Source organism: Cupriavidus pauculus (genome assembly GCF_002858765.1).
In the GTDB taxonomy this organism is placed as follows: Bacteria; Pseudomonadota; Gammaproteobacteria; order Burkholderiales; family Burkholderiaceae; genus Cupriavidus; species Cupriavidus pauculus_B.
In genome coordinates this window covers 221,315-246,869 of the sequence record NZ_PJRP01000003.1, presented here as the reverse complement: position 1 = coordinate 246,869, position 25,555 = coordinate 221,315, and the positions used below count along the sequence as shown (strand labels likewise).

Below are 25,555 nucleotides of genomic sequence, written 5' to 3'. Positions count from 1 at the left end.
GACAAGGCGCAGCCGTGCGGCGCTTGCGTGCAGGGCTTCTTTGTACGTGATCGCCAGGCGGAAGACACGTTAATCTTGCTTCATGTTGGCCGTCAGCGCGGGCAGGTTATCGAGCCACACCTGGTACTGATAGCGGAAGGCGGTGCCACCCGTACCCAGCAGGCGCGGCAGCGGCGTGATGAAGTCCTTGCGGATTTCCACGGTGATGCGCCAGGCCGGCACGGTGCGGCTGGCGGCGGCGCTGGCTGTGGTCGTACGGCCAGCGTTCATGGCATCCAGCGATGTGAAGCGTTCGACCGCAACGGCGGCGATATCGGTCTCGTCGAGAAAGCGATGCGATACGGCAGCCATACCATGGCGCAAGCGCCGCTCCAGCGACCCGACGTCGGCCGGACGGACGGTCCCTGTGGTTTGGGTGCGTAGCTGCTGGGTGGCGCGGTCCAGTGCGGTGCTGCCCATGGCAACGGTCAGCCCGATGTTGCCGAGTTCGATGAACATCATCGCGCCGGCGATGATGACGGGCAGCGCGAAGGCGGCTTCCATGGCAAGCGCGCCACGGGCGGCACGGCGCGATGGCATACGCGATCGCAGCCGTAACGGGATCATGGGTCGGTGCATGACGTCAGTGCCGGAACAGCACGAAAGCCGCGCCGGCGGCAATCGCAAACCCATAGGGAATGCCGGGCGAAGCATGACCCTGCAGCGACATCGGTGTGGGCAGCGTCAGGCGCAGGCGCGGGCCAAGCTGCGCGACGCACTGCGCCACGGCCAGTTCGATTCTGTGCAGGAGCGGCATGAACAAGGCCAGCACACCACCCGCCAGCGATGTGACCAGCAGGAACATCGCCACTTCACGTCCCAGCCAGAGGCAAAGTATGGCCGTCAGCTTCACGTCCCCCGCGCCTGCCCATCGCATCGCAAACAGGCCGTACCCGACCACCAGCACGATCACGGCCGCCGTGCCGCTGCGGACGATGTCCGGCCACGCGGGGGCTTGCCCGCCGCAAAGGCTGATCCACGCAACGTGCGTCAGCCACAGGGCGAGCAGTGCCAGCAACATGCGGTTGGCAATGCGGCGATACAGCAGGTCGGACACCGCAATCCAGAGCAATGCGGGTGGCAGCACCAGCGCCGCAAAGGTCAGCGAAGCCGGTATCAGTGCGACCGCGTCTTGCAGAATCTGCTGCAGGCGGAAGGTCATGCGGAAACTCCGGGTCGGGCTCGCGGCACGTGGGATGATGGGGGCCGGTGCGTGGCAAGCCGTCTCATCCGAAGACGACAAACGGAACGCCCGCATGGACGGGCGACGCCATGACCCTGGCGGGTATGCCATAGACACTTGCCAGGGTGGATTCCGTCAGTACGTCGACGGGCGCGCCGCATGCCACGGTCTGGCCGTCCGCCAGCAGAAGCAACCGGTCGCACCAGCGCGCAGCCAGATTGACGTCGTGTAGCACGACGAGTACGGCCAGGCCGTCGGTGCGGCTCAGCGTCCTGACGCTGTCGAGCAGCAGTAGCTGGTGACGTGGATCCAGGCTCGAAATCGGCTCGTCAAGCAGCAGGGCACGATAGCTGTCCGTCCCTCGGCAGGCCAGCGTCTGCACCAGCGAGCGGGCAAACTGCACACGCTGCTGCTCGCCGCCGGACAGGCTCTGGTAGTCGCGGCTGGCCAAATGCGTCACATCGGCCAGCGCCAGCGCGCGGTGCATCAGCGTATCCAGCGCGCGACGATCCAGTTCCGGAAACGGATAGCCGCCCATGGCGACCACTTCCGTCACGTCGAGGTCGAAGTTCAGTCCCGGCGATTGCGGCAGCACGGCGCGTGTCCGGGCGAGGGCGTGGACAGGCCAGTCTCCCAGGCAACGTCCGTTTAGCGACACCGCTGCCGCCGGCGCGGCGATTTCGCCGGCCAATGCACCCAACAACGTGCTTTTGCCCGCGCCGTTCGCGCCCAGGACGCCCAGCACTTCGCCGGGCTGCAAATGCAGATCGATGCTCGAGAGCACCTGCCGGCGACCGCGGTTGCAACTCAGACTCCGGGCGACAAGCATGTCATGCCCCCCTTCGCGTCAGCATCCAGAGCAGGAAGGGCCCGCCCACGAGACTCGTCACGATGCCGATTGGCAGTTCGGCCGGAATCACCACCATGCGGGACAGCCAGTCAGCTAGCGTCATCGCCACCGCGCCGCCAGCCAGCGTGTTCGGCAACAGCCAGCGGTGATCCGCGCCCAGCGGCATGCGTACCAGGTGCGGTACGACGAGCCCGACGAACGAGATGGTGCCCGTGACCGCGACGATGGGCCCGACCAGCAGGGCAGTCAGCACGATCAGCCGGCGGCGCAGCCGTTTGAGGTCAAAGCCAAGGTGCTGGGCTTCGCGCTCGCCCAGCAGCAGCGCGTTCATGGCGCGCCAGTCACGTAGCAGCAGCGCGCACAGCACGGCCACCAGTGGCACCAGCCAGGCCAGCATCGTCCACGTGGCGCCGGCGAGACTGCCCATGTTCCAGAACGTGAGGTTGCGAAGTTGCACGTCGCTGGCCTGATAGGTAAAGAAGCCGACGATGGCCGCGCAGATGGCGTTGATGGCAATGCCGGCCAGCAGAAGATTGGCCATGCCCCCGCGCCGCGCGCCGAGCCGGTAGGCAAATGCCGTAGCCGCCAGGCTCCCCAGGAACGCCGCGGGCGCGATGCCCGCCAGCCCCTCCGCGCCCAACACGATGGCCGCCACCGCGCCCGCCGCACCGCCCAGCGAAATGCCGATCAGGCCGGGTTCGGCTAACGGATTGCGAAACAACGCCTGCATGACCGCGCCCGCCAGCGCCAGGGCGGCGCCCACGGTCATGGCCAGCACGATGCGCGGCAGCCGCACTTCGATCAGCACGTTGCGCCACATGGCGTCGTCGCCGTCCACGGCAGGCGACCACAGCAACGGCAACAGCCGGCTGTGCGGAATCGACAGTGCGCCGCTGGACGCGGTCCAGAGGGCGGCCAGCACCAGCATGACGCACAGGGTGGTGAAGATGCCCAGTCGGTGGCCGCGCATCAGCGGGCCGCCGTTTGCGGTGCGGCGAGCCCCGTCTGCAACAGTCGAAGTGCTTCTGGCAGGCGAGGACCAAAGCCCAGCAGCAGCAGATCGTCCATGACGACGAGGCGCCGGTTGCGCGCGGCAGGGGTGGCATTGAGGCCAGGCTGCGCCAGGAATGCATCGGCGCTGCCGCTGGCACCCACTGACATCGTCGTGGTGACGATCACGTCCGGCTTCAGGGCCGCTGCTGCTTCGGCCGAGAACGGCTTGAATCCGGTCTGCCCGGCCAGCACGTTGGTGCCGCCCGCGAGCGTGAGCATGGCATCGCCGGCAGTGTCCTTGCCCATTCCCTGCATCTTGCCGGTATGGCTGCTGACGATCAGCACGCGCACTGGCTGGCTGACCGGCCGGATGGCGCGCAGGTCGGCGTGCAGCCTGTCAACCAGCGCGCGACCGCGCTCCGGTATCTCCAGCGCCGTGGCGGTGCCAAGAATGCGCTGGTCCAGCGCGGCCACGGTGGGCGCCGAAGGCAGCGTCACCACCTTGCTGCCGAGCTTGCCGATCTGTTCCAGCGCCTGGGGTGGGCCGGCCTGATCGGCGGCCAGCACCAGATCGGGCTTCAGGCTGGCGAGCCCTTCGACCGAGACGGCACGGTAGTAGCCCACCTTGGGCAGCTTCAACGCGGCAGGCGGATAGATGCTCGACGAATCGGCGCCGACGAGCGATTTCTCCGCGTCCAGCGCGTAGATGATTTCGGTGACCGCACCACCCAGTCCGACCACGCGGGCGGGCGGGGCGGCCTGGGCCAGGCCTGCCGCGCACAGCAGGGACAACAGCGCAGGGCGAAGCAGTTTCATTGTCGACTCCGGAAATCCATCAGGCGGCCAGGGCCACCGGACAAAGCGATTGCAGCAGCGCGCGCCAGGCGCCCAGTTCCGGCTTGCCCGGCTTGCGCTCGCCAAAGAACTGCACGATCAGCTCGCCGTTGGCGCCATACAGTTCCAGAGATGTCACCCAGCCATCGGCAGTGGGCTTGTTGACGACCCAGCTCGACGCTACGGCTTCGGTGTTCAGGTGCAGGTTAAAGGCTTCGTCGAGTACGTTGAACCACGGTCCGGTGCGCACCAGCTTGTGCACCGGCCCGGTGTGGATCTGCACGATGCCCCGATTGGCCACGAAGCACATGATCGGCAGGGCGGATTCGGCGGCACGGCCGAGCATGGTCTCCACGGCCGTATGGCCGACCTGCTGGGCCAGGTCGTTGCCAGCCGTACGCAGCGCGCCGAGACGCGACACCTTGAACTGCCGCAGCATGGCAAAGAAGTCATGCGTGTCCTTGAGCCCGAGCCAGTGGGCGCGCATCGCTTCCGCGTCGGCAGGCATGTCGGCATCGGCAGGCGCCACGATGGGCTCGACCACGACCTGCGTCACCGTTTCCACGGCATGGCGGCCGATGTACGCCTGCCATGCAGCGGCATCGGTCGCATCGGTGCGGTAGACCTTGTGGACCGCTTCGCCCGCCTTGTCGAAGAACTGCAGGCTGTCGCGGCCGTTCTCCGTCACGGCGTAGAAGAATCGCCATCCGCCGAAGAACATGCGCAGGTCGATGTCGGGCCCGAGCACGATGCCGACGGGGCCGTCAGCCTCGATGCCCTGGTATTGCCCATGCCGTTCGTGGACGGCATGGTCGTTGCGCGACAGTGCCATCACCGTGCCGAGCGTGCCGAGGTCACGGAACAACTGCTGCGCCGTGCCGCTGAGCTGTCGCACGGCTACGCCGCATCCTGCCGCGACCAGCTCGGCCTCGCTGGCGCCAAGCCGCTGGGCGCGGTCGCGGATGCGTAGTTTCGGTTGGGCTTCCACCAACGCCTGATGGCGCTGGCGCAGCGTCTCGATGCCTTGTTGTTCCATTTCCATGCGTGTCGTCAGTCGTCGCGTGTGTCAGTGAGGCCGGCTCAGGGCTGGACGTCGAAGTTGATCGTCCACGTCTGCTGGCTGCTGTTCGAGTTCGGATCGGCGTAGGCGATCTTCGTCAGGTGGAAGCGCGCATACGTGGCACCCTCGCCGCCGCGAATCAGGCCGCCGGCGTCGGTGTTGGCGCTGATCAGGTGTGCCACCGCCGGCAGGCCGTTTGCGGCGGATGCCGCAGCGGTCGGGAAGTACGAATACCAGCCGTAGTTGAGCGGGTTCGGGTAGGCGCCGGTGTACGTGGGGTTCAGCACCGAAGCTGTCGAGTCCTTGACCCACTGCGCCGCGGCGGTGGGCAGGCTCATGTCGGCAGCGGTGAGGTTGGCCAGCGTGGTGGTGACGTTGCTGGCGCTGGTGAAGGCCGATGCCACCGGCTTGTTCGAGGAGTCATAGAAACCGGCCGGCGTCTTGCCCAGGAAGCCCGCCACGGTGCCCGTGCCCGATTCGCCGCCGTTCAGCTTGACGTTGTAGCGGTTGAACGCGATATGCCAGGTGCCCGACGCGGTGGTGACGGCCCGGTTGATCAGGTCGTAGTAGACCCAGTCGGCCGATGCGTTGACCGAAGCCGTGTAGACGGTGCCAGGCGCGCTGCGGTCCACGAAACGGAAGCTCGGATAGCCGGACGTGGTGCCGCCGGTGCCGCCGTAGTAGCCGGTCACCTGCAGCGCAAACACCGGTGCCGCTGCCGTGCCGGTGGTGTCCGGCAGCGCGCTGTTGGTGGTGATCACGAACGTGCGGAACGTGGGATACAGCAGGTGATCGGTCGCCGCGCCGGTCACGCCGTACTCGAACACGGCCGAGCCGATGTCATTGGCGCTGGCGAACACGCCGCTGGCCGAGTCCTTCAGGAACACCGTGGCGGGCAGCGCCCCATTGACCGGGTCGATGGTCGCGTTCTTCCAGGTCGCCAGCGCGGTCCAGGTGTGGTCGAACGGGCTGCCGAAGGCGCCGCCGTTGCCGGTGCCGCTGGTGCCGCTGTTGGTCCACAGCTTGGCTGTGCGGCCGCCGGTATCGGTCTTGACCTTCAGGTCCCAGGCGGTGCCGGTACAGCCGGTCTCGGCCTTGGTGTTGAAGTCGTAGCAGAGCGAATTGCCGGCCGCCGGCAGGGCGAATGTCCATTCGGCGGTCTGCGAGAAGGCCGAGGTGGAGGCGGGCGGGGTGGTCGTGCCGCCGTTGGGGCTGCCGGTCGTGGTGCCGCCGCCGTCGCCGCCGCCACAGGCTGCCAGCGTCAGCGCCAGCGCGGCCGCGCCGAAGACGCCCAGCGGGCGGCGATGCAATGCAAGGGTGTCCTGGATCATGATGAGTGTGCTTCCCCGTTTGATTTCTCGTTAGCGGGCGACGTCGACGTTGAACCGTGCGCCCAGGTAGATAAAGCGCCCCGCCACGGGCCCGAAGTCACTGGCATTCGCAAAATCGCGCTGACGGTTGAACAGGTTGTTCACGCCGGCGAAGGCCGTCACGTTGCGACCAATCTTCTGGTTCAGCACCAGGTCGAGCGTGCCCCAGCCCGGCGACCGTGCGCCGGTGGCCGAGTCGGTCAGTTCGCTGCTCTGGAAGCGCGCACGGGCCGACAGCTCCGTCGACGGCAAGACGCGCCAGTCGGCGCCCACGCGGCCCATATGGCGTGGCCGGCGGGTCAGTTCGAGGCCCGTGTCGAGATCCTCGGTGTCGGTGAAGGTGTAGGCCGTGGTCAGGTTCAGCTGGTTGGTGGCGCGCCAGCGCAGCGACGTCTCGATGCCCTGCGTCTTGGCCCGCGCCACGTTACGGTACGTGTAGACCGCGATGCCGTTGACCATGGTGAAGTTGGTCATGTCGGTCTGGATCAGGTCGGTGACGCGGTTGTAGAAGAGGTTGGCGTCGAGCGTCACACGGTCGCGCCAGCTGAGCTGGCCGCCCAGCTGGAAGCTGTTCGACGATTCCGGCTTCAGGTTCGGGTTGCCCAGCACGATGTAGCCCAGCGAGCTGTGGTCGAACAGGTAGTGGCGTTCCTTGAGGTTGGGCACGCGGTAGCCCTGCCCGTAGTTGGCGCGCAGCACGCCTTTCCAGGTGTCGTTCGATAGCAGATTGGCACGCACCCCCACCTTGGGCGCGAAGTGGCTGCCGAAATCGGAATCGTGCTGGCCGCGCAGGCCGACGACCATCTCCCACATGTCGTTGAAGATGATGTCGTTCTGCAGGTAAAGCTCGCCCGCCTGGCGTTCGGCGTTGCCGGTGCCGGTCAGTTCCGATGTGCCGTTGACCGACTGGTCCAGGGTTTCGCGATGGAAGTCGCCGCCGAACTGCCACAGCTGGCGATACCAGGCCGGCAGGTCGAACTGGGCCGATACGTGGTCGGTCTGCTGCGAGGAGTTGCGGACCGAGGTCTGGAAGCCGTTCGAGTATTCGCGCGACGTGCTGTCGTACGTCTCATGCACGCCCGCCAGCCGCGCCCGCACGCCGTTGTCGAAGCGCCATTGGCCGCCGTAGGCGTATCGGTTGCGGTCGATGTCCTCGGTCTTGCGCTGCGGCGCGTAGTACTGGTAGCGCTGTTCGTCGGTCTCGCGATAGGCGCTGGCATCGAACCACAAGCTGCCCGCCGTGCTGGGCAGCCATTCCAGCCGCCCTGCGTACTGTTCACGCCGGATCTTGTCGCCGTGACGCGTCCAGCCGTCCGGATCGACGGCGAACCCCTTGTTGTCGAGCGCATCGGCGCTGATCCGCGCCCGGATCTGCTCGGTGCCGCCTTCCAGCCGGACGTTGCCGTGCAGGGCGCCCGGCGAGCCATTGGCATTCTGGGCGCCATAGCTGCCGGCGTCGGCTGTGACCGCGCCGGAGAACCCCTTGGCGATCGGGCGCGTGATCACATTGATGACGCCGCCCATTGCCGAGCTGCCGTACTGCGCCGAACTGGCACCCTTGACCACCTCGACGCGGTCGACCTCGGTCAGCAGGTATTGCGAGACATCGACGGTAGAGCCCGTGCTGGCCGAGATCGGCAGCCCGTCGATCAGGACCAGCACCTGGTCGCTGGTCATGCCCTGAAGGGTCACTTCGTAGCCCGACTTGCCGTGGATCTCGCGCAACTGCAGGCCGGGCACGTTTTCCAGCGCGTCCTTGAGCGTGCGCGCATGGGTGCGCTCGATTTCCTGGCGATCCACCACCTCGGTGCGGATCGGCGTCTCGTCCAGCGTTTTCTCGCTTCGGGTACCGGTGACGACGACCGTCGGCAGGGGGGCACCGGAACCGGCGGAACCGGCCTGTTGGGCTCGCACCTGCGGCGCTGCGGAAAGGAGGGTGCCGGCAACGACGGCAAGGGTTTTCAGACGCATTCGGGGGGCGGAACCGGCGGCCTACACATCCGGTCATGTCAAATGAGATTCGAATGATAATGATTCTCGTCTGCATCTTCCCTTAAGAATGCTTAATGAAGCGCTTGGCCGCCGCCGGCCCCGGTCGTGGCGCGTCAGTGCGTTATATTCGGCGCCTTGACATCACAGTCGGGCAGTCAGGCATGGACAAGAAACGGATTCGGGTATCGCACGTGGCGATTCCCGGCAACCTCAGTGTGCTCAAGCTCAAGAGCCACCTGAGGACAGCGATCGCTGATGTGGCCAAGGGCTCGGACGACACCGAGATCCTGTTGGTCAAGGTGCTGGTGCCGCAGGTGCTGGGCCTCAGGGCCGGAGAGAAACTGTTCGACAAGGTGCTGCAGGGCATCGTCGACAAGGATTCGCGCGTACGACGGGTATCGGTCGAGTTCGTGGACGGCGAGATCACCGCCGACAAGATCGCCGCGAGCGAGGCGCGCACCCAGAAGGAGATCGACGCCTACGGGCACCTGCTGGAAGACGAGGAAGACGAGGAAGACGGACCGGACGGCACTGCGCCATGAATCTTTCCAACCTGGAACGCCAGTTGGCATTTCTTCGGGAAATCGACCGGCTGAAGAGCGTCGTGCGGATGTCGCCGCTGATCGACCAGTCGCGGCGGGAGAACAGCGCCGAGCATTCGTGGCATCTCGCCATGTACGCGCTCGTGCTGTCGGAGCATGCCGCGGCGCCCGTCGATGTGGTGCGCGTCGTGAAAATGCTGCTCCTTCACGACATCGTGGAGATCGATGCCGGCGACACGCCGTTTCATGATCCGTCGATGCAGGCCGATCAGGCCGAACGGGAACAGCGGGCGGCGGAGCGAATCTTTTCGTTGCTGCCGGAAGCGCAGGCCGCCGAGTTCCGGCGGCTGTGGACGGAATTCGAGGCAGCGGAAAGCGACGACGCGAAGTTTGCCAAGTCGCTGGACCGCTTCCAGCCGCTGCTCCATAACGTCGCCACCGGCGGTGGCACCTGGATTGCACCCGGACTCGATGAAGCGCAGGTCGTCGCCCGCTACGGGCCGACCATCCAGCTTGGTGCCCCGGCGCTCTGGGAGGCTGCCGCCGGGCTGGTGCAGGCCCACTTCCGCCATCCGCCGGCCGGGGACGATGGTCCCGGCCGCGACAGCCTTTGAAGACGCCGGCCCAGGCAGCGCCGCAGTCTGGCGCCGCCTGGGCGAACCGCATCGTTACTGGCTGCTGATGCCGGCGCGTCGTGCGATGGCGCGCATTTTCGGCAGTTCTGTTTCGATCTGGGCCTCGGCCTGGGCGGGGGTGCCATAGCGCGGCTCGAAGCCGGCTTCGATCAGTTGCCGACGCACGTTCGGATCCGCAAGCGTGTCGGCCAACGCCTTCGTGAGCTTCTGCTTCACGTCGGCCGGCAGTCCGCGCGGTGCGGCCAATACGGACCAGGCATCGATGTCGACGCCGGCGATGCCGGCCTCTGCCGCCGTCGGCACGTCGGGCAGTTGCGCGGAGCGTCGCGCCGTGGTCACCGCCAGCGCCTTCACCTTGCCCGCCTTGATCTGCGGCGCGGCGGCTGTGACGGTGTCGATTGCCAGCGGAATCTGTCCGCCGATCAGGTCGTTCATGGCCGGCGCGCTGCCCTTGTACGGTACGTGAACCAGCTTGATGCCGGCGTTGTACCACAGCAGTTCGCCCGCGAAATGCGCGGTGCTGCCTTCACCGAACGAACCATAGCTGTACTTGCCCGGCTCGGCCCTGGCCTTGGCGATCAGTTGCTTGAGGTCGCTGATCTGTGCCTTCGGATTGGCAATCAGCACAAGGGGCAGGCGCGTGGCAAAGCCGATCGGCTCGAAGCTCTTTACCGGGTCGTAAGGCAGGTTGTTCTGCAGCGCCGGGTTGATCGTGAACGTGGTGGTGCCCGCCGTGAGCAGCAGCGTATAGCCGTCCGGGGCCGCCTTTGCCGCATAGCTGGCCCCGACGATCGTGCCCGCACCGGCCCGGTTCTCCACGACCACCGGCTGCCCTAGGCGCTCGCCCATCTGCTTGCCCAGCAGTCGCGCCAGCACGTCGGTGGCGCCTCCCGCCGGGAAGGGCGCCACCAGGCGGATGGGACGGCTGGGATAGGTATCGGCAACAGCGCTGCCGGTAGCCGCAGCAGCCGCCACGCCGAACGTGAGGGCCAGTGCAACGCGGGATGGAATCGGGAAAGCCATGGACGACACTTCAGAATGCAAAAAGGGGCGTCAGTCTAACCGCGTCACACTTGCGGACAAACGACCGATTCGGCATATGGGTATGGCGATGTAGGACACCGTTGGACACGTCTTTCAGCCCGGGTAGCAGAGGACATGCGCGTCAGCCGCCGTAGATTGAAGGTATCGAGTTCCTTATCCAAGGAGTTGGATCATGTTACGACACTACGCTACTTGCCTTACTCTGGGTCTGCTCGCTGCCGCCGCTTCTACCGCCGCTCTGGCGCGCGATTATGTGGATGAACGCGGCGCGCCCGTCTACGTCGAACCAGCCCACGTCTATGAGCGGGCGCCGACAGTCGTCGCCGGGCCGGCTGTCGTCATTGGCTGGCACGGTGACCGCTATTGGGACGGACGCCGCTGGTGGGGGCGCGATGAATGGAACCGCCACCATCATCCGCACGACCATGACCGTCACCACGACGACCATCATGACGATCACCACGAAGAACACCACGGCTAGGACACCGGATGACCACGGTGCAGGCGTCCTGACGCTGCGCGCCGACGAAACGATGGAAATTTAGCTGCCTGCCTGATACGGCCATCGGGCGCCGTCCGCCCATCACCGGCACCCTGCCGGTTCGAGAGGGCGGCGCCGAACGCTGAGCGCCTCGCCGCACGCTCAACGCCAGTTTCCCCCTCCCTCTCCCAAAACGAGACCGCCCCGCCCCGTTGGGTTTTGTTGCGCCGCTTTATCGGGGATAACCCCGAGTGAGTGACACATGCGTCACTATATGAGGTATTGTCTTGGTTCAAATACATACGAAGCGCCATCGGTATGCATGATATTGCAGACCAGGTGGCGTCAGGCCGCAGCCACGGGGTGGCGGCAGCGCAAGAAGAACCCAGGCCGGCATTGCCAGGCCGATGACGATTTTCCAACGAGAGGGGAGACCTCAAAGTCATGCAGAAGAAAGCAGTATGGATGGCGGCGGCCGTTGCAGGCCTGTTCGCCGGGGGTGCGTTCGCCCAGACGTCGGTGACGCTGTACGGTGTGGCGGACGTTGGCGTGGAATACGCCAACCATCTGGGTGCCGGCAACAATTCGGTGGTCCGCATGCAGTCGGGCAACCTGTCGGGCTCGCGCTGGGGCCTGCGCGGTTCCGAGGATCTTGGCGGTGGCCTGCGTGCGGTGTTTGCCCTGGAAAGCGGCTTCAGCGTCGACGATGGCAAGAGCACCCAGAACAACCGGTTGTTCGGCCGCCAGGCGTGGATCGGTCTGAGCAACGCCTATGGCACGCTGACGCTCGGCCGTCATACGACGGCGATGTATGACTTCGGCGTGCAGTACGACCCGATGGGCATTTCGACGCGTTACTCGATCGGTGCCCAGGACGGCGCGTTCCAGTCGCGCGCTGACAACTCGATCAAGTACGCCGGCAAGTTCGGTCCGGTCAGCGCCAAGCTGATGTACAGCGCCGGTGCGGACGGCACGTCGGGCGTCAACGGCGAAGTGCCGGGCAATTACAAGGTCGGCCGCGAATTCGGCGGCAGCCTCGCCTACGAAAGCGGCCCGCTGGCCGTCGCGGTGGTGTACGACGAAGTGAACGGCAATACCGTGTCCACGGACCAGGACAAGACGCGCAAGGCCGCCGTGTCCGGCACGTACCAGTTCGGCTCGGTCAAGTCGTACCTGGGCTATCGCTACGCCCGCTTCATGACGCCGCCGACCTCGCAGACCACCAACCTGTACTGGGCTGGCACGCAGTGGGACATCACCGCGGCGTGGTCGCTCACCGGCGCGGCGTACTACCAGGACTTCCGCAACTCCGGCGCCGATCCGTGGCTGTTCATCGTCTCGGCTGACTATTCGTTCTCGAAGCGGACCGACGTCTACCTGAACCTGGCCTATACCCGCAACAAGGACGGTTCGGACCTGGGCACCGGCGGCTTCGGAACCACGGTGGCGGGCAAGAACCAGACCGGCGTGCTGATGGGCATTCGCCACAAGTTCTGATCGCGCGCTGCGTGCGATGACAGGAAGGGCATCCGCGAGGGTGCCCTTTTTTGCGTCTAGACGCGGGGCGGGGCCGCATGATGGCAGGGCGTATTTCGGATCGGCGCCGGTCGCATTCCGGTTCGAGTCCCGTAGACCGCGTGCCTAGACTTCTTGCACACCAACAAGGAGTAAGGGAGCAAGCCCGTGTCAATCCTGTCCTATTCGCCACGCGCGGCGTGCCGCGCCCTGCTGGCCATTGCCGCCGGACTCTGTTTCGGGGCCGCGCATGCCGAAACCTGGCCAACCAGGCCCGTTGTCATCGTCGTACCGTTCCCGGCGGGCGGCGGCACCGACCTGGTGGTGCGGTCGATTCAGCCCCAGCTGCAGCGGGAACTGGGCCAGCCGGTGGTGATCGACAATCGCAGCGGGGCCGGCGGCACGCTGGGCTCGGCCTACGTGGCGCGCGCCAATGCCGATGGCTACACGGCCGGCGTGGTGACCACCAGCACGCACGCGGTCAGCGCGGCGCTCTATCCCAAGCTGGCCTACCATCCCGCCAAGGACTTCAGCTATGCCGGGTTTGTCGGCACCTCGCCATACGTGCTGGCTGTCAACAACCAGTTGCAGTCGACCGATGTCAAGGCATTGCTCGCCAGGCTCAAGGCCGACCGCGCGCAGCACAGTTTTGGCTCGGTGGGTGTGGGCACCGTTTCGCACCTGATGGGCGAGCAGTTCCAGAAACTGGCCGGCGTACCGCTGGTGCACGTGCCCTATCGCGGCGCGTCGCCGGCCTACACGGACCTGATCGGTGGCCAGGTGCAGATCATGTTCGATAACCCGGTAGGCCTGGCACCGTACATCAAGGCCCACAAGATCACCGCCATTGCCACCACCGCGCCCACGCCGCTGCTGGCCGATGTGCCGACCTTCGCCAGCCAGGGCGTGCCCGGCTTCGAGCAGCAGTTGTGGTACGGCATTGCGTTCCCCAAGGGGACGCCGGCACCCGTGGTGGCGCGCTTCAATGCCGCGCTGAACAAGGTGCTGGGTGACAAGGCCGTGGTGGACGACCTGGCGGCCAAGGGCGTGACGGCGCGCCCCGGCACTCCGGCCGTGCTGCAGGCAGCGGTACAGAAGGACATCCCCTATTGGGGGGCGATTGCGCGATCGGTAGGAGCCACAGGTGAGTGAAGTCAGTCTGATCCACGTATTCGTGCGCGATGGCTGGGGCGGCAACCCGGTGCCCCTGGTTGCCGACGCGCAGGGCATGAACGCGGCGGCCATGCAGGCGGTGGCGGCAGCCCACGGGCACGAGTCGGCCTTCGTGCTGCCCAGCACGATTGGCTGCGACTGGCGCATCCGCTTCTACGTCCCCCAGCATGAGATGGAAATGTGCGGCCATGCCACCGTCGGCACGCTGTGGGCGCTGCGGCAATGGGGGCACTGGACCACGCCGACGGCAAGCATCGAAACACTGAGCGGCGTGGTGCACGCCCGGTGGGACGACACCCTGCAATGCGCGTGGATCTCGCAGCCGGCAGTGCGCACGCAGCCTCTGGATGCACAGGACAGTGCCCGGGTGGCGGCGCAACTGCGCTTGCCGGCGGGTGCGTGGACGATGACCAACGCCGCCACCAGCCGTGTGAAGACGCTGGTGGCGCTGCCATCGGAGTCGATGCTGGATGGCCTGCAGCCGGACTTCGCAAACATGCAGACGCTCTGCGAGTCGATCGACTCCACGGGGCTCTATCCGTACGCCATCGGCGCCACGAAACCGGACGGCCGGCGCATCGTGCATGCGCGCCAGTTTCCGAAATCGTCGGGCTATCCAGAGGATGCGGCCACCGGCATTGCCGCTGCCGCCCTGTGGGGCTACCTGGCCGGCGAAGGCAAGCTTGACAGCGAAACCGTGCCTTCCATTGCCGTCTGGCAGGGCGATGCCATGGGCAGTCCCTCGGAGATCCTGGTGGCGCCGCGTGTCGACGATCAGGGTGCGGCGGACGGCTGCTGGCTCAGTGGTCAGACCGCGTGGGGCGCGCCATGACGGCGCAGGTACCGGTGATGGCGGTGATGCCGGAAACGCCCGAATCACGCCTGGCGGCCGTGGGTTTGGCGCTGCCGCAGGTGTCGGCACCCCAAGGCCACTACGCCCCGTTTTGCGCCGTGCCGGTTGGCGATGCGCAATGGGTGTCAATTTCCGGCCAGGTCTGCCGGCGGAGCGGCGTGGCCATGGTGGGGCAGTGCCGCACCGATCAGGACCTGATGCCGGCCCGGCAAGCGGCGGAGGTGTCGATGCTGAATGCGTTGGCGGCGTTGCAACTGGCGTGTGGCGGCGAGCTGTCGCGCGTGATCCAGGTGGTGCGGCTGCGCGGGTTCATCCGCGCTGCGGAACCCTTCACGCGGCATCCGGCGGTGCTGGACGCGGCGTCGGCCGTGTTGCGCGTGGCGTTTCCCGATCAGCCACTGCCTGCCCGCAGCGCGTTGGGCGTGGCCAGTCTGCCCGACTGTGCGTGGATCGAGATCGAAGTCGAAGCGATCGTGGCCAACGCGTAAGGAAGGCCGCGCCTACGCCGATGCCGGCACCTCGCGCAGCAGCCGGTGCAAATGGCCGCTGGAAGCAAAACCGAGTTGCACACTGACGCTGGCGGGCGAATGCCCGGCCGCGATCAGTGCCCTGGCGTGCACGGCCAGTACGCGCCGGCGGATCGCCACGGGCGTGGTGCCGAATTCGATCTGGCAAGCGCGCTGCAACTGGCGAATCGCCACACCAAGTTCGCTGGCCAGGGCATCGATCGATGGCAGGGGCCGGTCGCATTCCAGCGCCTGCGTGAAGCGCCACACCATGCGGTGGGCGATCGATGCCGGTTCGGCCCGCAGCGCCAGTGGCGGGCTGGTGACGATCTGTTCGACGATGGCGCGCACCAGCCAGGAGGCACTCGCAGTGGACAGGTTGGGGGCCAGCAGCGCTTCGAGCATGGCGACCGTGGGCCCGTCGAGGCGAATCGCGCCATACCGCCGGGCGGGCATGCGGTCCGGCGGCAGATAGAGTTCGCCATGCTGCTGCTGTCGATGCTCGGAGGCGGTGAGGTGCGAGATCGACGCCGGAAGCAGCACCGCGGCGCCGCGTACCAGCGTCGCTGCCTGGCGGCGACCCGCCAATTCCCCTGTTTCCTCTGTCTTCCCTGTCTCCGATCCTGCCGACGTATCGCGTCGGCCATCCCACTCCGCCTTGAGCCGGCCCATGCGCGGCCACAGCAACATGCCGCAGTCGTGCTCGTGCCATTCGCGCCGGAACGCCGGCTGCCGGCTGTTGTGCAGCGCAAAGCCGTGCGTGGCGGTCAGATGCAGTTTGGGAGACAGGTGAGGGCGGTCGGTCATCGCGGGCATTCCGGCGGCCAGGGAGAGATGCCTCAGATCATACGCCGGTCCGGGCGGTGTCGATGTCCTGCTTCAGCTTGCGGACTTCGGTATCGGCAGGCCGGATGGCCGTGCCGTCCTTCGCCAGCGGCTGCATGGGCGGCACGGGCTTGCCGGTGCGCTTGTCGATCAGCGTGGAATGGCGCTCACCGGCCGCGAACCGATGCCGTTCGCCCCACTGGCGCAGCGCTACCACTACCGGAAACAGCCGTTCGCCCGCAGCGGTCAGCACGTACTCCTGATAGGCCGATCCGTCCGACGCCGCCTGCAATGCCAGCACGCCGGCCTCCAGCAGCTTGTGCAGCCGGTCCGCCAGGATATTCCGCGCCATGCCCAGGCCGCGCTGGAAGTCGCTGAAGCGGCGGACGCCATCGAAGGCGTCCCGCACGATCAGCAGCGACCAGCGGTCGCCCACCACATCGAGAGAGCGGGCGACGGGACAGGATTCGGGAGGCTTCGGGCTGGTGCGTGTCATGGGCATCGGCTGGAATGATCTGGTTGCATTTTAAAACTGCATGCCCTAGCATTCAACAAGTTTTTATTTGAAACCAGATTGAGGGGCGACATGGCACCGGAACAGCCGTCGGAAGGATTACGCAGGGGGACGGGGGCGCCATCGGACGCGCCTGGCATGGCCAAGGGGCTGGTCGCGCTGTTCGCCGCATCGGCCGGGTTCAGCGTGGCCAACGTCTACTATGGCCAGCCGCTGCTCGACGCCCTGGCGCGGGATTTCCAGATGGGCCAGTCGGTGGTGGGCAGCGTGGTGGCGATGACGCAGGTGGGCAGCGCGCTGGCCCTGCTGTTCGTCGTGCCGTTGGGCGACCTGATCGACAGGCGCCGGCTGATGCGTGCGCAGCTGGCGGCCCTGATCATCGCGCTGGTGGTCGTGGCCACCGCGCGAACGTTGCCGGCGCTGTTCGCGGGCATGCTGGCGGTGGGACTGCTTGGCACGGCGATGACGCAGGGCCTACTGGCCTATGCGGCCAGTGCGGCGCCGGTGCACGAACAGGGCAGGGTGGTCGGCGCGGCCCAGAGTGGCGTGTTCGTGGGATTGCTGACGGCACGGGTCTTTGCCGGGGCGGTCAGCGATCTGGCAGGCTGGCGCTGGGTCTACCTTGCGGCGGCGATGCTGATGGTGGCGTTGGGGTTGCTGCTCTGGAAGCGTTTGCCGCGCCTTGCGCCGCCAGGCGTGCGCGTGAGCTACCCGCGACTCATCCTGTCGATGTTCACGTTGCTGCGCCAGGAACGCACGCTGCAGGTCAGGGGCACGCTGGCGCTGCTGATGTTTGCCGCGCTGAACATCTTCTGGAGTGCACTGGTCCTGCCCCTGAGCGCGCCGCCGTTCTCGTTGCCGCACACGGCCATCGGTGCGTTCGGGCTGGTGGGCGTAGTCGGCGCCCTAGCCGCCGCGCGTGCCGGAAAATGGGTCGATGGCGGGCACGGGCAGCGCACGACGCTGGTGGCGCTGGTGATGCTGATCCTGGCGTGGTGGCCGCTCGCACAACTCCATGTGTCGCTGTGGATACTGGCTGCGGGAATCGTGCTGCTCGACGCGGCGGCGCAGGCGCTGCACGTCACAAGCCAGAGCATGATCGTCCGGACACGCCCCGAGGCGCCGGGCCGCCTCATCGGCATCTATATGCTGTTCTATGCCGTGGGCAGCGGCTTGGGCGCCCTGGGCACCACTGCGGCCTACGCAGCTGGCGGATGGCTGGCCGTATGCGCGTTCGGCGCTGCGGTCAGCGTCGTCGCGCTGGTGTTCTGGGCTGCCACGCGCAGGGCCCCGGCATGCGTCGAGCGACGCGAAGCCTGCGCGATGGCCAGCAAAAAGCCCGCCTGAGGCGGGCTTTCCTGACGTGGCGGCGAGCGGCTCGATAACGCTTACACGGCCTGGCCGATGGTTTCGGCGCCCGTCAGAGCATTGGCAAAGCCGTGGTTGACGTCGCGGTGGCCCACTTCATCGGCTCGCACGGCCAGGACGACTTCGCGGAGCCGGGCATCGGCAGGCAGGTTCCAGTATTCGATGGCCAGGGCCGGGGCGGCAACGTTCTCGACACGGCCTGCATCGATCTCGGCCAGGTAGAGCGTGTAGCTGATGACCGCCTGTTCCTCGAAATACCCGACCAGGCGGTGCGCGGTACGTGCCGACACCAGGTACAGGACAAAGTAGGCGACGAAGAAGACCGCTTGTACCAGCAGGATCACAACGCGCTCGAACCAGTTGGGCCTGGCGATCTGGATGAACGTCATCAGGTGCATCCGCTCGTTCTCGGCTTCGTCCAGCAGAGTGCGGATCCAGCCTTCGTCGGCCACCATCCAGCGCAGGCAGCGCAGGTGGACCAGCATGCCGCCGACCATGCCCGGCACGGCGGCCACGGTTTCCAGCACGATGGCGCGGTTGCCATAACGCTTGGCAAAGAAGGTGTCGGCAAAGAAGCGCAGCGTCATGGTGATGGCCAGGGCGACGCGGTCCGAGAAGCCCGAGACATTGTGGTGGACGTCAAGGTCTGCCGGCGTGTGGTTGGGGGCTTGCATGATGGCTCCGAAGTGATGAGCGTGGGTTGTGATAACGAGGATCCAGGAGAGCCGGGTGGCCGGTTCACCTCTCTTAAACATGCATTCAAAATACAACTTTAAAGAAACGGCTACAAGGCCATTTGCTGCCTTGCAACATCGGCTTGTGCGATTACCGGTTGGTCGGGATATGGGGGGGTAGCTGGGCTGCCGCCGGTACGTTTCCGACAGGGAAACGAAATGGCACCCGGGAATGGCTTCGTCGGGGAAACCGCGGCACGTCAATACGGAACCGAAACGGCGCGCAGCAGGTGCGCAGCAGGCGCGAACGGGCCAGTCAGGCCCGGCAGGCTCAGGGCAGTCGGGCCAGCGCCGCCTTGCACAACGCGGCGCGGTACGCTCTTTCCACAGTCAGCGTCCGCCGCAACAGGCGCAGCACCTGCGCGTAATCCTGCGCCGGATAGCCGCGCGCCTTCTGCGTTTTTGCATAGTGAAGCTGCCAGCGAATGTCCTGGCGAAGCATTGCGATCCGCCGATCCACGGGCGCGATCTCGCGTGCGATGACGGCTTCTCGTCGCAGGGTATCGGCTGCTCTTCCATAAAGCATGTGTCGCCTCCGTGCGGGGTCTGGCAGGCTGCGGTCCGACGCTGAACAACCCAGCATATGGCAGATTCAGTGTCACAGCTGCGCAGAGTGTTACTGATCAAACAGTCGTGCGGGCATGGCATGTGTGGCATCGAATGGCCGATTGACAAGTTGCGCCATGTCGTACCGCACACGGCGCCCGGATGGCAGGCACGGGGCGCGGTGGCAGCGCCAGTCAAGCCGTGCTAGCATTCGGTCCGTCTTAGGGGAGTAGCCTGCCTCCACCCACGGGGGCGCCGTCGTCAACATACTTGGCCAGACAAGCCATGGCGCCGGCAACCGGTTTCGGCAATCGAAGCCTGTTTCGCGAGACCTTTGACTTTACGTCCACCGGCTGGGGCTGGCACTGGACGATAGAGTCATTGGTCGCGAACTCCGCCAGCCCCAACCTTGTGATTCGACCGCCATGGGGCGCCTTGTACCATTCGCCAGATTTGGTTTCCTGACGATCCTGATCGTGATCCAGTGCCTGGGTCCGCTGCTGCATGCCCACATGGGCACGCCGCACCAGACCGGCTTCCATCTGGATATCCCGATGCCGGGCCTGTTCAAGATCGTGCTTGACGAGCGCAAGGCCCAGGCCGTCCCGGCCGTGCCCCACGCCGATGACGAGCCGTTCTCGATCGATGTCGAAAAAGGCCTGAACCACGCCGGCCCGGGGCTCGATGTCGATCCGTCGATGATCGAGGCCCTGCTGGCCCTGTGCGCCGTGCTGCTGGTGCTGGCGACATGGGTCGCCTGGCCGCTGGCACGTGCCGCCACGCCGCACCGGCTACGCTGGCGCGGTGGCAGTAGCCACCCGCCGCCCGCACACGCTCCTCCGCTGTATCCCTGACCGCGATTCCCACCGGGCAAACCGGTGTCCTTGCACGCCCGAGCACTTCGGCGTGCGGCTTTCACTCGCATTGATTCGGAGTCAGGAATGTCTTTCCGTCGTCGTCTGGCGCTGGCCGCATTTGCGGTATCGGCGCTGACCTGTATCGCCCCCGTCCACGCACGCACGCTGCCGCTCAGCGCCGCCCAGGCCCAGGCACTGGGCATCCGCTTTGCGGCCGCCGAAAACGCCGCGCATATCGAAATCGGCACCACCGCGCGCGTGGTGCTGCGTCCCGACGCACAGTTCGTGGTGGCCGCGCCGTATCCAGGCATGGTGTCGCAGGTGCTGGTCGCCATCGGCCAGCCCGTGAAGAAGGGTCAGCCGCTGGCGCTGTTTGCCAGCCCGCAAATGTTCGAGGCCGGCCGTGCGCTGGCCGAGGCACGCTCGCGGGCCGAACTGGCCCAGCTTGCGCTCAAGCGCGATCGTCAGTTGCACGACGACGGCATCATCGCCGGCAGCCGCTGGGAGACCACCCAGGCACGTGCCCGCGAGGCCACCGCCGCCGTGCGGGCGCGCGAGGCCGAAATGGCGGCCGCCGGCATCGGCGTGGGGCCGCGTGGCGAAGCGCGCATGGTGGCGGGCCGCGACGGGCTGATCGCCGACATCCATGCGGTGCCGGGGACGCGCGTGGATGCGTCGGCGGCGCTGTTCCGCATCGTCGATCCCGAGGCGCTGGAGCTTGACCTGCTGGTCGGCCGCGACATGCCCGCGATCCGCGGCGGCGAGCGCGTGGAGGTACGCCAGCGCGGCGCGGCCGGCAAGGTGGCGGGGGTGGTGCCGTCCAGCGACGGTACTGGCGCGGTGCGCATCCGGGCCACGCTGGACACGCGCGGCAGCCTGCAGGCGGGCGAGAGCGTCGGCGTCGTCATTCATCTGGGCACGGCCACAGGCGGTGCATCCGGGCAGGCCAGCGTCCGGCTGCGCGTGCCGGTGGCCGCGCTGACCTACACGCAAGGCAAGGCCGGGGTGTTCGTGGCCGTCAAGGACGGCGTGGCCTATCACTCGGTGACAGTCGATGCCACGGACGATGCCGTTGCCACGGTGCAAGGCACGCTGCCGGCCAATGCCAGGGTGGCCGTCACGGGTATTGGCGCGCTGAAAGGCATGCTCGTTGGAGGCCAATGATGCTGGCCAGAATCGTTGATGTCGCCCTGCGCCAGCGCGTGCTGGTGCTGATCGCGGCCGCCGTGCTCGCGTTTGCCGGCGCGTGGGCCTATGCCAACCTGCCCATCGATGCCTTCCCGGACATCGCCCCGACGCAGGTCAAGGTCATCCTCAAGATCCCCGGCATGACGCCCGAGGAGGTAGAGCAGCGCGTGTCCACGCCGATCGAGCAGGAACTGCTGGGCATTCCGCAGAAGACCATCGTGCGGTCGGTGTCGAAATACGGGCTCAGCGATGTGACCGTGGATTTCGAGGAAGGCGTGGACCCGTACTGGGCCCGCCAGCAGGTCACCGAGCGGCTGTCCGGGCTGATGCGCGACCTGCCCGACAACGCGGTGGGCGGCCTGGCGCCGATCACCACGCCGCTGGGCGAGATGTTCATGTTCACCATCGAGAGCGATACCCACACGCTGGCCGAGCGCCGCCAGGTGCTGGACTGGGTGATCCGGCCGGCGCTGCGCACCGTCAGCGGCGTGGCCGACGTCAATGCGCTGGGCGGCGAGGTACGCAGCTACGAGGTGATTCCCGATCCCGCCAGGCTGCGCGCGCGCGGCGTGACGCTCGAACAGTTGCGCCAGGCGCTGGAAACCAACAACCGCAACGACGGCGCGGGGCGCGTGGAGCAGGGCGACGAAACCTGGGTGGTGCGCGTGGAAGGCGGCGTGCGCGGGCTGGACGACCTGCGGCGCATCGTCGTGTCGGCAGGTGCCGATGCGGCACAGGCGGCCCAGGTCACCGTGGCCGACGTGGCGACCGTGCGGCTGGGATCCACCACGCGCAACGGTGCGGTGTCGATGGACGGCAAGGGCGAGGCGGTGCAGGGGCTGGTGCTGGCCTTGCGCGGCGCCGATGCGTCCAAGGTCGTCAAGGCCGTGCAGGACAAGCTCGACGAACTGGCGCCCAGCCTGCCCAAGGGCATGACCACGAAGGTGTTCTACGACCGGGGCGAACTCGTGTCCCGCGCGGCGAACACCGTGGTGCGCGCGCTGGTCGAGGCCAGCCTGCTGGTGATCGTCACGCTGTACCTGTTCCTGGGCGGCCTGCGCGCGGCGCTGGTGGTGGCGGCCACATTGCCGCTGTCGCTGCTGGCCACCTTCCTGATGATGCGCTACGTGGGCCTGACGGCCAACCTCATGAGCCTGGGCGGCCTGGCCATCGCGCTGGGCATGCTCGTCGACGCGGCCGTGGTGGTGGTCGAGAACATCGAATCGGGGCTGGCGCGCGCCCATGCGCGGCATACCGATCCGGCGCTGCGTCCCGCCATCATCCGGCATGCGGTGTCCAGCGTGGCCGTGCCGATGCTGGCCGGCGTGTCGATCATCGCCATCGTGTTCCTGCCACTGCTGTCGCTCGAAGGGCTGAAGGGCAAGCTGTTCGGCCCCGTGGCCTTGACGATCGTGCTGGCGCTGGGCGCGTCCGTGGTGATCGCGCTGACCGTGGTGCCGGCGCTGGCGTCGCTGCTGTTGCGCACACATGACGAGCACGCGCCGTTCCTGATGCGCTGGGTGTCGGCGCGCTTCGACCGGTTGCAGGTCTGGAGCCAGCAGCGTGCCCGCGTGGTGTTCGGCCTGGCCGGCGCGGTGCTGCTGGTTGCGGTGGCGCTCTACGCGTCGGTGGGCAAGACGTTCATGCCGTCGATGGACGAGGGCGATCTGATCGTGCAGATGCAGCGCGCACCGTCGGTGTCGCTGGAGACATCGCTCGACATCGACCGCCGCGTGCAGTCCGCGCTGCTCGCGGAGGTGCCCGAGATCCGCTCCATTGTCGCGCGCATGGGGTCTGACGATCTGGGCCTGGACCCGATGGGCCTGAACGAGACGGACGCGTTCCTGGTGCTGAAGCCGAAGTCCGAATGGCGGGGCACGAAGGAAGACATCGCCGTCGACATCCGCAAGGTCATGGGGCGTTTTCCGGGGGTGATGTACAGCTTTACCCAGCCGATCGAGATGCGGATCTCCGAGATGATGACCGGCACGCGCGGGGACGTGGCCATCAAGGTGTTCGGCAACGATCTGGCGGCCATCAATCATGCGTCCACCGCGATTGCCGAGCAGATGCGCAAGGTGCCCGGCGCCGCCGAGGTGATCGCCACCAGCAATGACGGCGTGCAGTACCTGACGCTGGCCGTGGACCGGGCGGCACTGGGCCGCGCTGGCTTGTCCGGCGATGCCCTGCAGGCGCTGCTGCGTGCGCAGGTGGAAGGCGAGCGCATCGGCATCGTGCCGGAAGGGGTGGTGCGCACGCCGCTGCTGCTGCGTGGCAGCGACGCACTGCGGCAGACGCCCGAGAGCTTCACGAGCCTGATGGTGACGGCGCCCGACGGCAAGACCTGGCCGCTGACGTCGCTGGCCGAAGTGCGCCGCGTGGACGGGCCTGTGCGCATCAACCACGAGAACGGCGCGCGCTTCGGCATCGTGCAGGTCAATGTCGATGGGCGCGACCTGACCGGCTTTGTCGCGGATGCGCGTGCCGCGGTGGCCGCGCTGCCCGGCATGCCGAAGGACGTGCGCATTGTCTGGGGTGGCCAGTTCGAGAACCAGCAGCGCGCCGCCGCGCGGCTGGGGTTGGTGGTGCCGCTGGCGCTGGTGGCCATCTTCCTGCTGCTGATGCTGACGTTCCGCTCGGTGCGGCAGGCGCTGCTGGTGATCGGCAACATCCCGTTCGCGCTGGTCGGCGGGATCGCGGCGCTGCGCATCGCGGGCGAGTACCTGTCGGTGCCGGCCTCGGTCGGCTTTATCGCGCTGCTCGGCATTGCCGTGCTCAATGGCGTGGTGCTGGTGTCGCACTTCAACGCGTTGCTGGAGGAGGGGATCGATGTCCGGCAGGCGGTGCAGCGCGGCGTCAGGGACCGCCTGCGCCCGGTGCTGATGACGGCGTGCATCACGGCGCTCGGCATGATTCCGCTGCTGCTGGCCAGTGGGCCGGGCTCGGAAATCCAGCGTCCGCTGGCCATCGTGGTGTCAGGCGGGCTGGTCACCTCCACCGCGCTGACGCTGCTGCTGTTGCCGCTGCTGTTCGAGCGCTTCGGCATGCCGAAGCGCATCGCGCAAGTGAATCCCCCGGTTGCCGCAGTGGGAGGACAGGAACAATGAAGACGCATGATCAGAAACTGAAACTGAAGCTGACGCTCGGCATCGTGCTGGTTGCCGGCTGGTGGGCGTCGGGCGTTTGCGCCGCGGAGGCCCGGGCACCCGAAATGCACGCCGTGACCGAGGAAAGCTATCTGCCGACGGCCGTGTCAGTACGCGCCGCGCTGGATGCTGCGCCGGACGTGGCGGCGGCCAGGGCGCGCCGTGACAGCGCTAGCGCGCGGGCCAGTGGCATTCGCGCCGGCACGGCCGAGTTCGTGGTGCGGGCCACGGGGCAGCGGCGCCATGTTCGCGACCCGTCCGACAATTTCGCGGAAGGGCAGGTCGCCATCGAGCGGCCGCTGCGGCTGTGGGGCAAGTCCGACGCGGACGCAGCATTGGCCGATGCCACGATCGACCAGGGCGATATCGCGCTGGACGACGCGCAGCACGAAACGTCGAAGCAGATGCTGGCACTGTGGTTCAACGTGCTGCGTGCGCGCCAGGCCACCGCCGCCATGGTGCGAAGTGCCGCACTGGCCGGCGATCTGGTGACGTCGACGGGCAAGCGGGTGCGTGCCAGCGACGCCGCGCCCATGGACCTGGAAATCGTGCAGGCCGAAAAGGCGCGCGCTGAAGCGGCGCTGGCCGGCGCCAGCGCGACACAGGGTGCGGCGGAAGCCGAACTGCGGGCGCGCTTTCCGGCGCTGGGCCTGCCCGTCGCCATGCCGGCCGGACCGCAGATTGCCACGATGCCGCCGGCGGCTGCCGGGGATCTGCTCGGCGAAGGCGCGCGGGCCCGCTATCTCGATGTCAGCCATGCCGTGCGGCTGGCGATTGCCGACGAAGCGGTGGCCAGCCGTGCGGCCCGCCGCTCGGACCTAGAGCGCAAGCCCGATCCGACGGTGGGGGCGTTTGTCACGGTCGAGCGCGGCGGGGCGGAGCGCATTGCGGGGTTGTCGATCTCGATGCCGCTGGGGTCCGCGCATCGGCGATCCGTCGCGCTGGCGGCGGTGGCCGACGCCGAAGCCGCCGCGCGCCGGCGTGCCGCCGTGGAGCAGACGGCCGGGGCCGAGTTCGATGTGCTGGCCAGATCGGTCACGGGGCTGGAGCAGGCGGCGCGCGCCCAACAAGCCGCGCTGACGCTCGACCAGAGCGCCGCGGATCGCGCGGCCCGTGCCTACGTGGCCGGCGAGATCGGCATCGGCCAGTTGCTGGTCGTGCGCCGGGGGCTGACCGAGACCACGCTGGCGGCGCGTACGGCCATGGTCAATGCGCTGGAGGCGCAGCAGAAGCTGCGGCTGGAACTGCACGAGCAGTCGCGGTTCGAGGCGCCTTGATCGGGGGTGCCCGGCTTCAGGCCGGGCGCT

Annotated in this window: 25 protein-coding genes and 1 riboswitch; of the genes, 12 read left to right on the top strand and 13 right to left on the bottom strand. The window is 67.2% G+C overall.

Translation table 11 applies throughout. From position 1 onward, the window contains the following. Nucleotides 1-69: 69 nt before the first annotated feature. The 8 genes from CYJ10_RS09570 to CYJ10_RS09535 all read right to left on the bottom strand — a co-directional run bounded on the left by CYJ10_RS09570 (nt 70) and on the right by CYJ10_RS09535 (nt 8,243). Complete coding sequence (locus CYJ10_RS09570) at nt 70-579, bottom strand: hypothetical protein (protein WP_101681265.1); 510 nt, start codon at nt 577-579, stop codon at nt 70-72. Nucleotides 580-622: 43 nt separating this feature from the next. After that, nucleotides 623-1,201: an A24 family peptidase gene (locus CYJ10_RS09565; RefSeq protein WP_101681264.1), complete on the bottom strand. Its 579-nt coding sequence runs from the start codon at nt 1,199-1,201 to the stop codon at nt 623-625. 64 nt (nt 1,202-1,265) lie between these two features. After that, complete coding sequence (locus tag CYJ10_RS09560) at nt 1,266-2,051, bottom strand: heme ABC transporter ATP-binding protein (protein WP_101681263.1); 786 nt, start codon at nt 2,049-2,051, stop codon at nt 1,266-1,268. 1 nt (nt 2,052) lies between these two features. Next, on the bottom strand, nt 2,053-3,042 hold the full coding sequence (locus tag CYJ10_RS09555) for a FecCD family ABC transporter permease (RefSeq protein ID WP_374703244.1): 990 nt from the start codon (nt 3,040-3,042) through the stop codon (nt 2,053-2,055). Further along, the gene (locus CYJ10_RS09550) at nt 3,042-3,881 is read right to left on the bottom strand and encodes a heme/hemin ABC transporter substrate-binding protein (protein ID WP_101681262.1); all 840 of its coding nucleotides are present in this window, start codon (nt 3,879-3,881) and stop codon (nt 3,042-3,044) included. Before CYJ10_RS09550 ends, CYJ10_RS09555 begins: the two co-directional genes overlap by 1 nt. Nucleotides 3,882-3,900: 19 nt before the next feature. Continuing rightward, nucleotides 3,901-4,941 carry a hemin-degrading factor gene (locus CYJ10_RS09545; RefSeq protein ID WP_101681261.1) on the bottom strand — a complete coding sequence of 347 codons (1,041 nt, stop codon included), beginning with the start codon at nt 4,939-4,941 and terminating at the stop codon, nt 3,901-3,903. A 38-nt stretch (nt 4,942-4,979) separates the two neighbouring features. Continuing rightward, nucleotides 4,980-6,290, bottom strand: coding sequence for an HmuY family protein (locus tag CYJ10_RS09540; RefSeq protein WP_101681260.1), 1,311 nt, complete (start codon nt 6,288-6,290; stop codon nt 4,980-4,982). Between the two features lie 30 nt (nt 6,291-6,320). After that, nucleotides 6,321-8,243, bottom strand: coding sequence for a TonB-dependent receptor plug domain-containing protein (locus CYJ10_RS09535; protein WP_257993208.1), 1,923 nt, complete (start codon nt 8,241-8,243; stop codon nt 6,321-6,323). A gap of 239 nt (nt 8,244-8,482) precedes the next feature. On the opposite strand from CYJ10_RS09535, the gene CYJ10_RS09530 reads away from it, so the two are divergent. After that, complete coding sequence (locus CYJ10_RS09530) at nt 8,483-8,863, top strand: hypothetical protein (RefSeq protein WP_101681258.1); 381 nt, start codon at nt 8,483-8,485, stop codon at nt 8,861-8,863. Next, nucleotides 8,860-9,477, top strand: coding sequence for an HD domain-containing protein (locus CYJ10_RS09525; RefSeq protein ID WP_101681257.1), 618 nt, complete (start codon nt 8,860-8,862; stop codon nt 9,475-9,477). Before CYJ10_RS09530 ends, CYJ10_RS09525 begins: the two co-directional genes overlap by 4 nt. 54 nt (nt 9,478-9,531) lie before the next feature. Here the strand turns inward: CYJ10_RS09525 and CYJ10_RS09520 are convergent, their stop codons facing one another. Then, complete coding sequence (locus tag CYJ10_RS09520; RefSeq protein ID WP_101681256.1) at nt 9,532-10,521, bottom strand: tripartite tricarboxylate transporter substrate binding protein; 990 nt, start codon at nt 10,519-10,521, stop codon at nt 9,532-9,534. Nucleotides 10,522-10,934: 413 nt separating this feature from the next. On the opposite strand from CYJ10_RS09520, the gene CYJ10_RS35085 reads away from it, so the two are divergent. The 5 genes from CYJ10_RS35085 (at nt 10,935) to CYJ10_RS09495 (ending at nt 15,052) form a co-directional block, all read left to right on the top strand. Next, entirely contained in the window at nt 10,935-11,087 is a 153-nt protein-coding gene (locus CYJ10_RS35085) for a hypothetical protein (RefSeq protein WP_180862879.1), read from the top strand. 380 nt (nt 11,088-11,467) lie between these two features. Continuing rightward, nucleotides 11,468-12,520: a porin gene (locus tag CYJ10_RS09510; RefSeq protein WP_180862878.1), complete on the top strand. Its 1,053-nt coding sequence runs from the start codon at nt 11,468-11,470 to the stop codon at nt 12,518-12,520. A gap of 186 nt (nt 12,521-12,706) precedes the next feature. Continuing rightward, a complete protein-coding gene (locus CYJ10_RS09505; protein WP_101681253.1) occupies nt 12,707-13,690 on the top strand; it encodes a Bug family tripartite tricarboxylate transporter substrate binding protein in 984 nt (327 codons plus the stop codon). After that, complete coding sequence (locus CYJ10_RS09500) at nt 13,683-14,543, top strand: PhzF family phenazine biosynthesis protein (protein WP_101681252.1); 861 nt, start codon at nt 13,683-13,685, stop codon at nt 14,541-14,543. The genes CYJ10_RS09505 and CYJ10_RS09500 overlap by 8 nt, the downstream gene beginning before the upstream one ends. Continuing rightward, nucleotides 14,540-15,052, top strand: a complete 513-nt coding sequence (locus tag CYJ10_RS09495) for a RidA family protein (RefSeq protein WP_257993207.1) — start codon at nt 14,540-14,542, stop codon at nt 15,050-15,052. Before CYJ10_RS09500 ends, CYJ10_RS09495 begins: the two co-directional genes overlap by 4 nt. 12 nt (nt 15,053-15,064) lie before the next feature. On the opposite strand, the gene CYJ10_RS09490 is transcribed toward CYJ10_RS09495, so the two are convergent. Further along, on the bottom strand, nt 15,065-15,877 hold the full coding sequence (locus CYJ10_RS09490; RefSeq protein ID WP_101681251.1) for a helix-turn-helix transcriptional regulator: 813 nt from the start codon (nt 15,875-15,877) through the stop codon (nt 15,065-15,067). Between the two features lie 37 nt (nt 15,878-15,914). Continuing rightward, on the bottom strand, nt 15,915-16,391 hold the full coding sequence (locus CYJ10_RS09485) for a winged helix-turn-helix transcriptional regulator (protein ID WP_101681250.1): 477 nt from the start codon (nt 16,389-16,391) through the stop codon (nt 15,915-15,917). A 156-nt stretch (nt 16,392-16,547) separates the two neighbouring features. Between CYJ10_RS09485 and CYJ10_RS09480 the strand changes: the two genes are divergently transcribed. Beyond that, complete coding sequence (locus tag CYJ10_RS09480; RefSeq protein ID WP_101681249.1) at nt 16,548-17,756, top strand: MFS transporter; 1,209 nt, start codon at nt 16,548-16,550, stop codon at nt 17,754-17,756. A 41-nt stretch (nt 17,757-17,797) separates the two neighbouring features. Here CYJ10_RS09480 and CYJ10_RS09475 read toward each other — a convergent pair whose 3' ends face one another. Further along, nucleotides 17,798-18,451, bottom strand: a complete 654-nt coding sequence (locus CYJ10_RS09475; RefSeq protein WP_101681248.1) for an alternative oxidase — start codon at nt 18,449-18,451, stop codon at nt 17,798-17,800. 331 nt (nt 18,452-18,782) lie between these two features. Beyond that, the gene (locus CYJ10_RS33650) at nt 18,783-19,037 is read right to left on the bottom strand and encodes a hypothetical protein (RefSeq protein ID WP_146002004.1); all 255 of its coding nucleotides are present in this window, start codon (nt 19,035-19,037) and stop codon (nt 18,783-18,785) included. 232 nt (nt 19,038-19,269) lie between these two features. After that, nucleotides 19,270-19,412: riboswitch (yybP-ykoY riboswitch) on the top strand. Nucleotides 19,413-19,482: 70 nt separating this feature from the next. Between CYJ10_RS33650 and CYJ10_RS09470 the strand changes: the two genes are divergently transcribed. From CYJ10_RS09470 to CYJ10_RS09455, 4 genes are all read left to right on the top strand, one after another. After that, the gene (locus CYJ10_RS09470) at nt 19,483-19,911 is read left to right on the top strand and encodes a hypothetical protein (RefSeq protein ID WP_101681247.1); all 429 of its coding nucleotides are present in this window, start codon (nt 19,483-19,485) and stop codon (nt 19,909-19,911) included. 87 nt (nt 19,912-19,998) lie between these two features. Beyond that, entirely contained in the window at nt 19,999-21,078 is a 1,080-nt protein-coding gene (locus CYJ10_RS09465) for an efflux RND transporter periplasmic adaptor subunit (RefSeq protein ID WP_101681246.1), read from the top strand. Further along, on the top strand, nt 21,078-24,209 hold the full coding sequence (locus CYJ10_RS09460) for an efflux RND transporter permease subunit (RefSeq protein WP_101681245.1): 3,132 nt from the start codon (nt 21,078-21,080) through the stop codon (nt 24,207-24,209). Before CYJ10_RS09465 ends, CYJ10_RS09460 begins: the two co-directional genes overlap by 1 nt. Continuing rightward, nucleotides 24,206-25,525, top strand: a complete 1,320-nt coding sequence (locus CYJ10_RS09455) for a TolC family protein (protein ID WP_257993206.1) — start codon at nt 24,206-24,208, stop codon at nt 25,523-25,525. Before CYJ10_RS09460 ends, CYJ10_RS09455 begins: the two co-directional genes overlap by 4 nt. The last annotated feature ends 30 nt before the right edge of the window (nt 25,526-25,555 follow it).

Excerpts from the sequence above, each read along its gene's own strand:
- CYJ10_RS09555 (WP_374703244.1), bottom strand. The coding sequence starts at position 3,042 with ATGCGCGGCCACCGACTGGGCATCTTCACCACCCTGTGCGTCATGCTG.
- CYJ10_RS09565 (WP_101681264.1), bottom strand. The coding sequence starts at position 1,201 with ATGACCTTCCGCCTGCAGCAGATTCTGCAAGACGCGGTCGCACTGATA.
- CYJ10_RS09570 (WP_101681265.1), bottom strand. The coding sequence starts at position 579 with ATGCCATCGCGCCGTGCCGCCCGTGGCGCGCTTGCCATGGAAGCCGCC.
- CYJ10_RS09470 (WP_101681247.1), top strand. The coding sequence starts at position 19,483 with ATGGGGCGCCTTGTACCATTCGCCAGATTTGGTTTCCTGACGATCCTG.
- CYJ10_RS09525 (WP_101681257.1), top strand. The coding sequence starts at position 8,860 with ATGAATCTTTCCAACCTGGAACGCCAGTTGGCATTTCTTCGGGAAATC.
- CYJ10_RS09460 (WP_101681245.1), top strand. The coding sequence starts at position 21,078 with ATGCTGGCCAGAATCGTTGATGTCGCCCTGCGCCAGCGCGTGCTGGTG.
- CYJ10_RS09510 (WP_180862878.1), top strand. The coding sequence starts at position 11,468 with ATGCAGAAGAAAGCAGTATGGATGGCGGCGGCCGTTGCAGGCCTGTTC.
- CYJ10_RS33650 (WP_146002004.1), bottom strand. The coding sequence starts at position 19,037 with ATGCTTTATGGAAGAGCAGCCGATACCCTGCGACGAGAAGCCGTCATC.
- CYJ10_RS09520 (WP_101681256.1), bottom strand. The coding sequence starts at position 10,521 with ATGGCTTTCCCGATTCCATCCCGCGTTGCACTGGCCCTCACGTTCGGC.
- CYJ10_RS09485 (WP_101681250.1), bottom strand. The coding sequence starts at position 16,391 with ATGACACGCACCAGCCCGAAGCCTCCCGAATCCTGTCCCGTCGCCCGC.
- CYJ10_RS09550 (WP_101681262.1), bottom strand. The coding sequence starts at position 3,881 with ATGAAACTGCTTCGCCCTGCGCTGTTGTCCCTGCTGTGCGCGGCAGGC.
- CYJ10_RS35085 (WP_180862879.1), top strand. The coding sequence starts at position 10,935 with ATGAATGGAACCGCCACCATCATCCGCACGACCATGACCGTCACCACG.
- CYJ10_RS09560 (WP_101681263.1), bottom strand. The coding sequence starts at position 2,051 with ATGCTTGTCGCCCGGAGTCTGAGTTGCAACCGCGGTCGCCGGCAGGTG.
- CYJ10_RS09475 (WP_101681248.1), bottom strand. The coding sequence starts at position 18,451 with ATGCAAGCCCCCAACCACACGCCGGCAGACCTTGACGTCCACCACAAT.
- CYJ10_RS09545 (WP_101681261.1), bottom strand. The coding sequence starts at position 4,941 with ATGGAAATGGAACAACAAGGCATCGAGACGCTGCGCCAGCGCCATCAG.
- CYJ10_RS09495 (WP_257993207.1), top strand. The coding sequence starts at position 14,540 with ATGACGGCGCAGGTACCGGTGATGGCGGTGATGCCGGAAACGCCCGAA.
- CYJ10_RS09455 (WP_257993206.1), top strand. The coding sequence starts at position 24,206 with ATGAAGACGCATGATCAGAAACTGAAACTGAAGCTGACGCTCGGCATC.
- CYJ10_RS09540 (WP_101681260.1), bottom strand. The coding sequence starts at position 6,290 with ATGATCCAGGACACCCTTGCATTGCATCGCCGCCCGCTGGGCGTCTTC.
- CYJ10_RS09490 (WP_101681251.1), bottom strand. The coding sequence starts at position 15,877 with ATGACCGACCGCCCTCACCTGTCTCCCAAACTGCATCTGACCGCCACG.
- CYJ10_RS09480 (WP_101681249.1), top strand. The coding sequence starts at position 16,548 with ATGGCCAAGGGGCTGGTCGCGCTGTTCGCCGCATCGGCCGGGTTCAGC.
- CYJ10_RS09465 (WP_101681246.1), top strand. The coding sequence starts at position 19,999 with ATGTCTTTCCGTCGTCGTCTGGCGCTGGCCGCATTTGCGGTATCGGCG.
- CYJ10_RS09530 (WP_101681258.1), top strand. The coding sequence starts at position 8,483 with ATGGACAAGAAACGGATTCGGGTATCGCACGTGGCGATTCCCGGCAAC.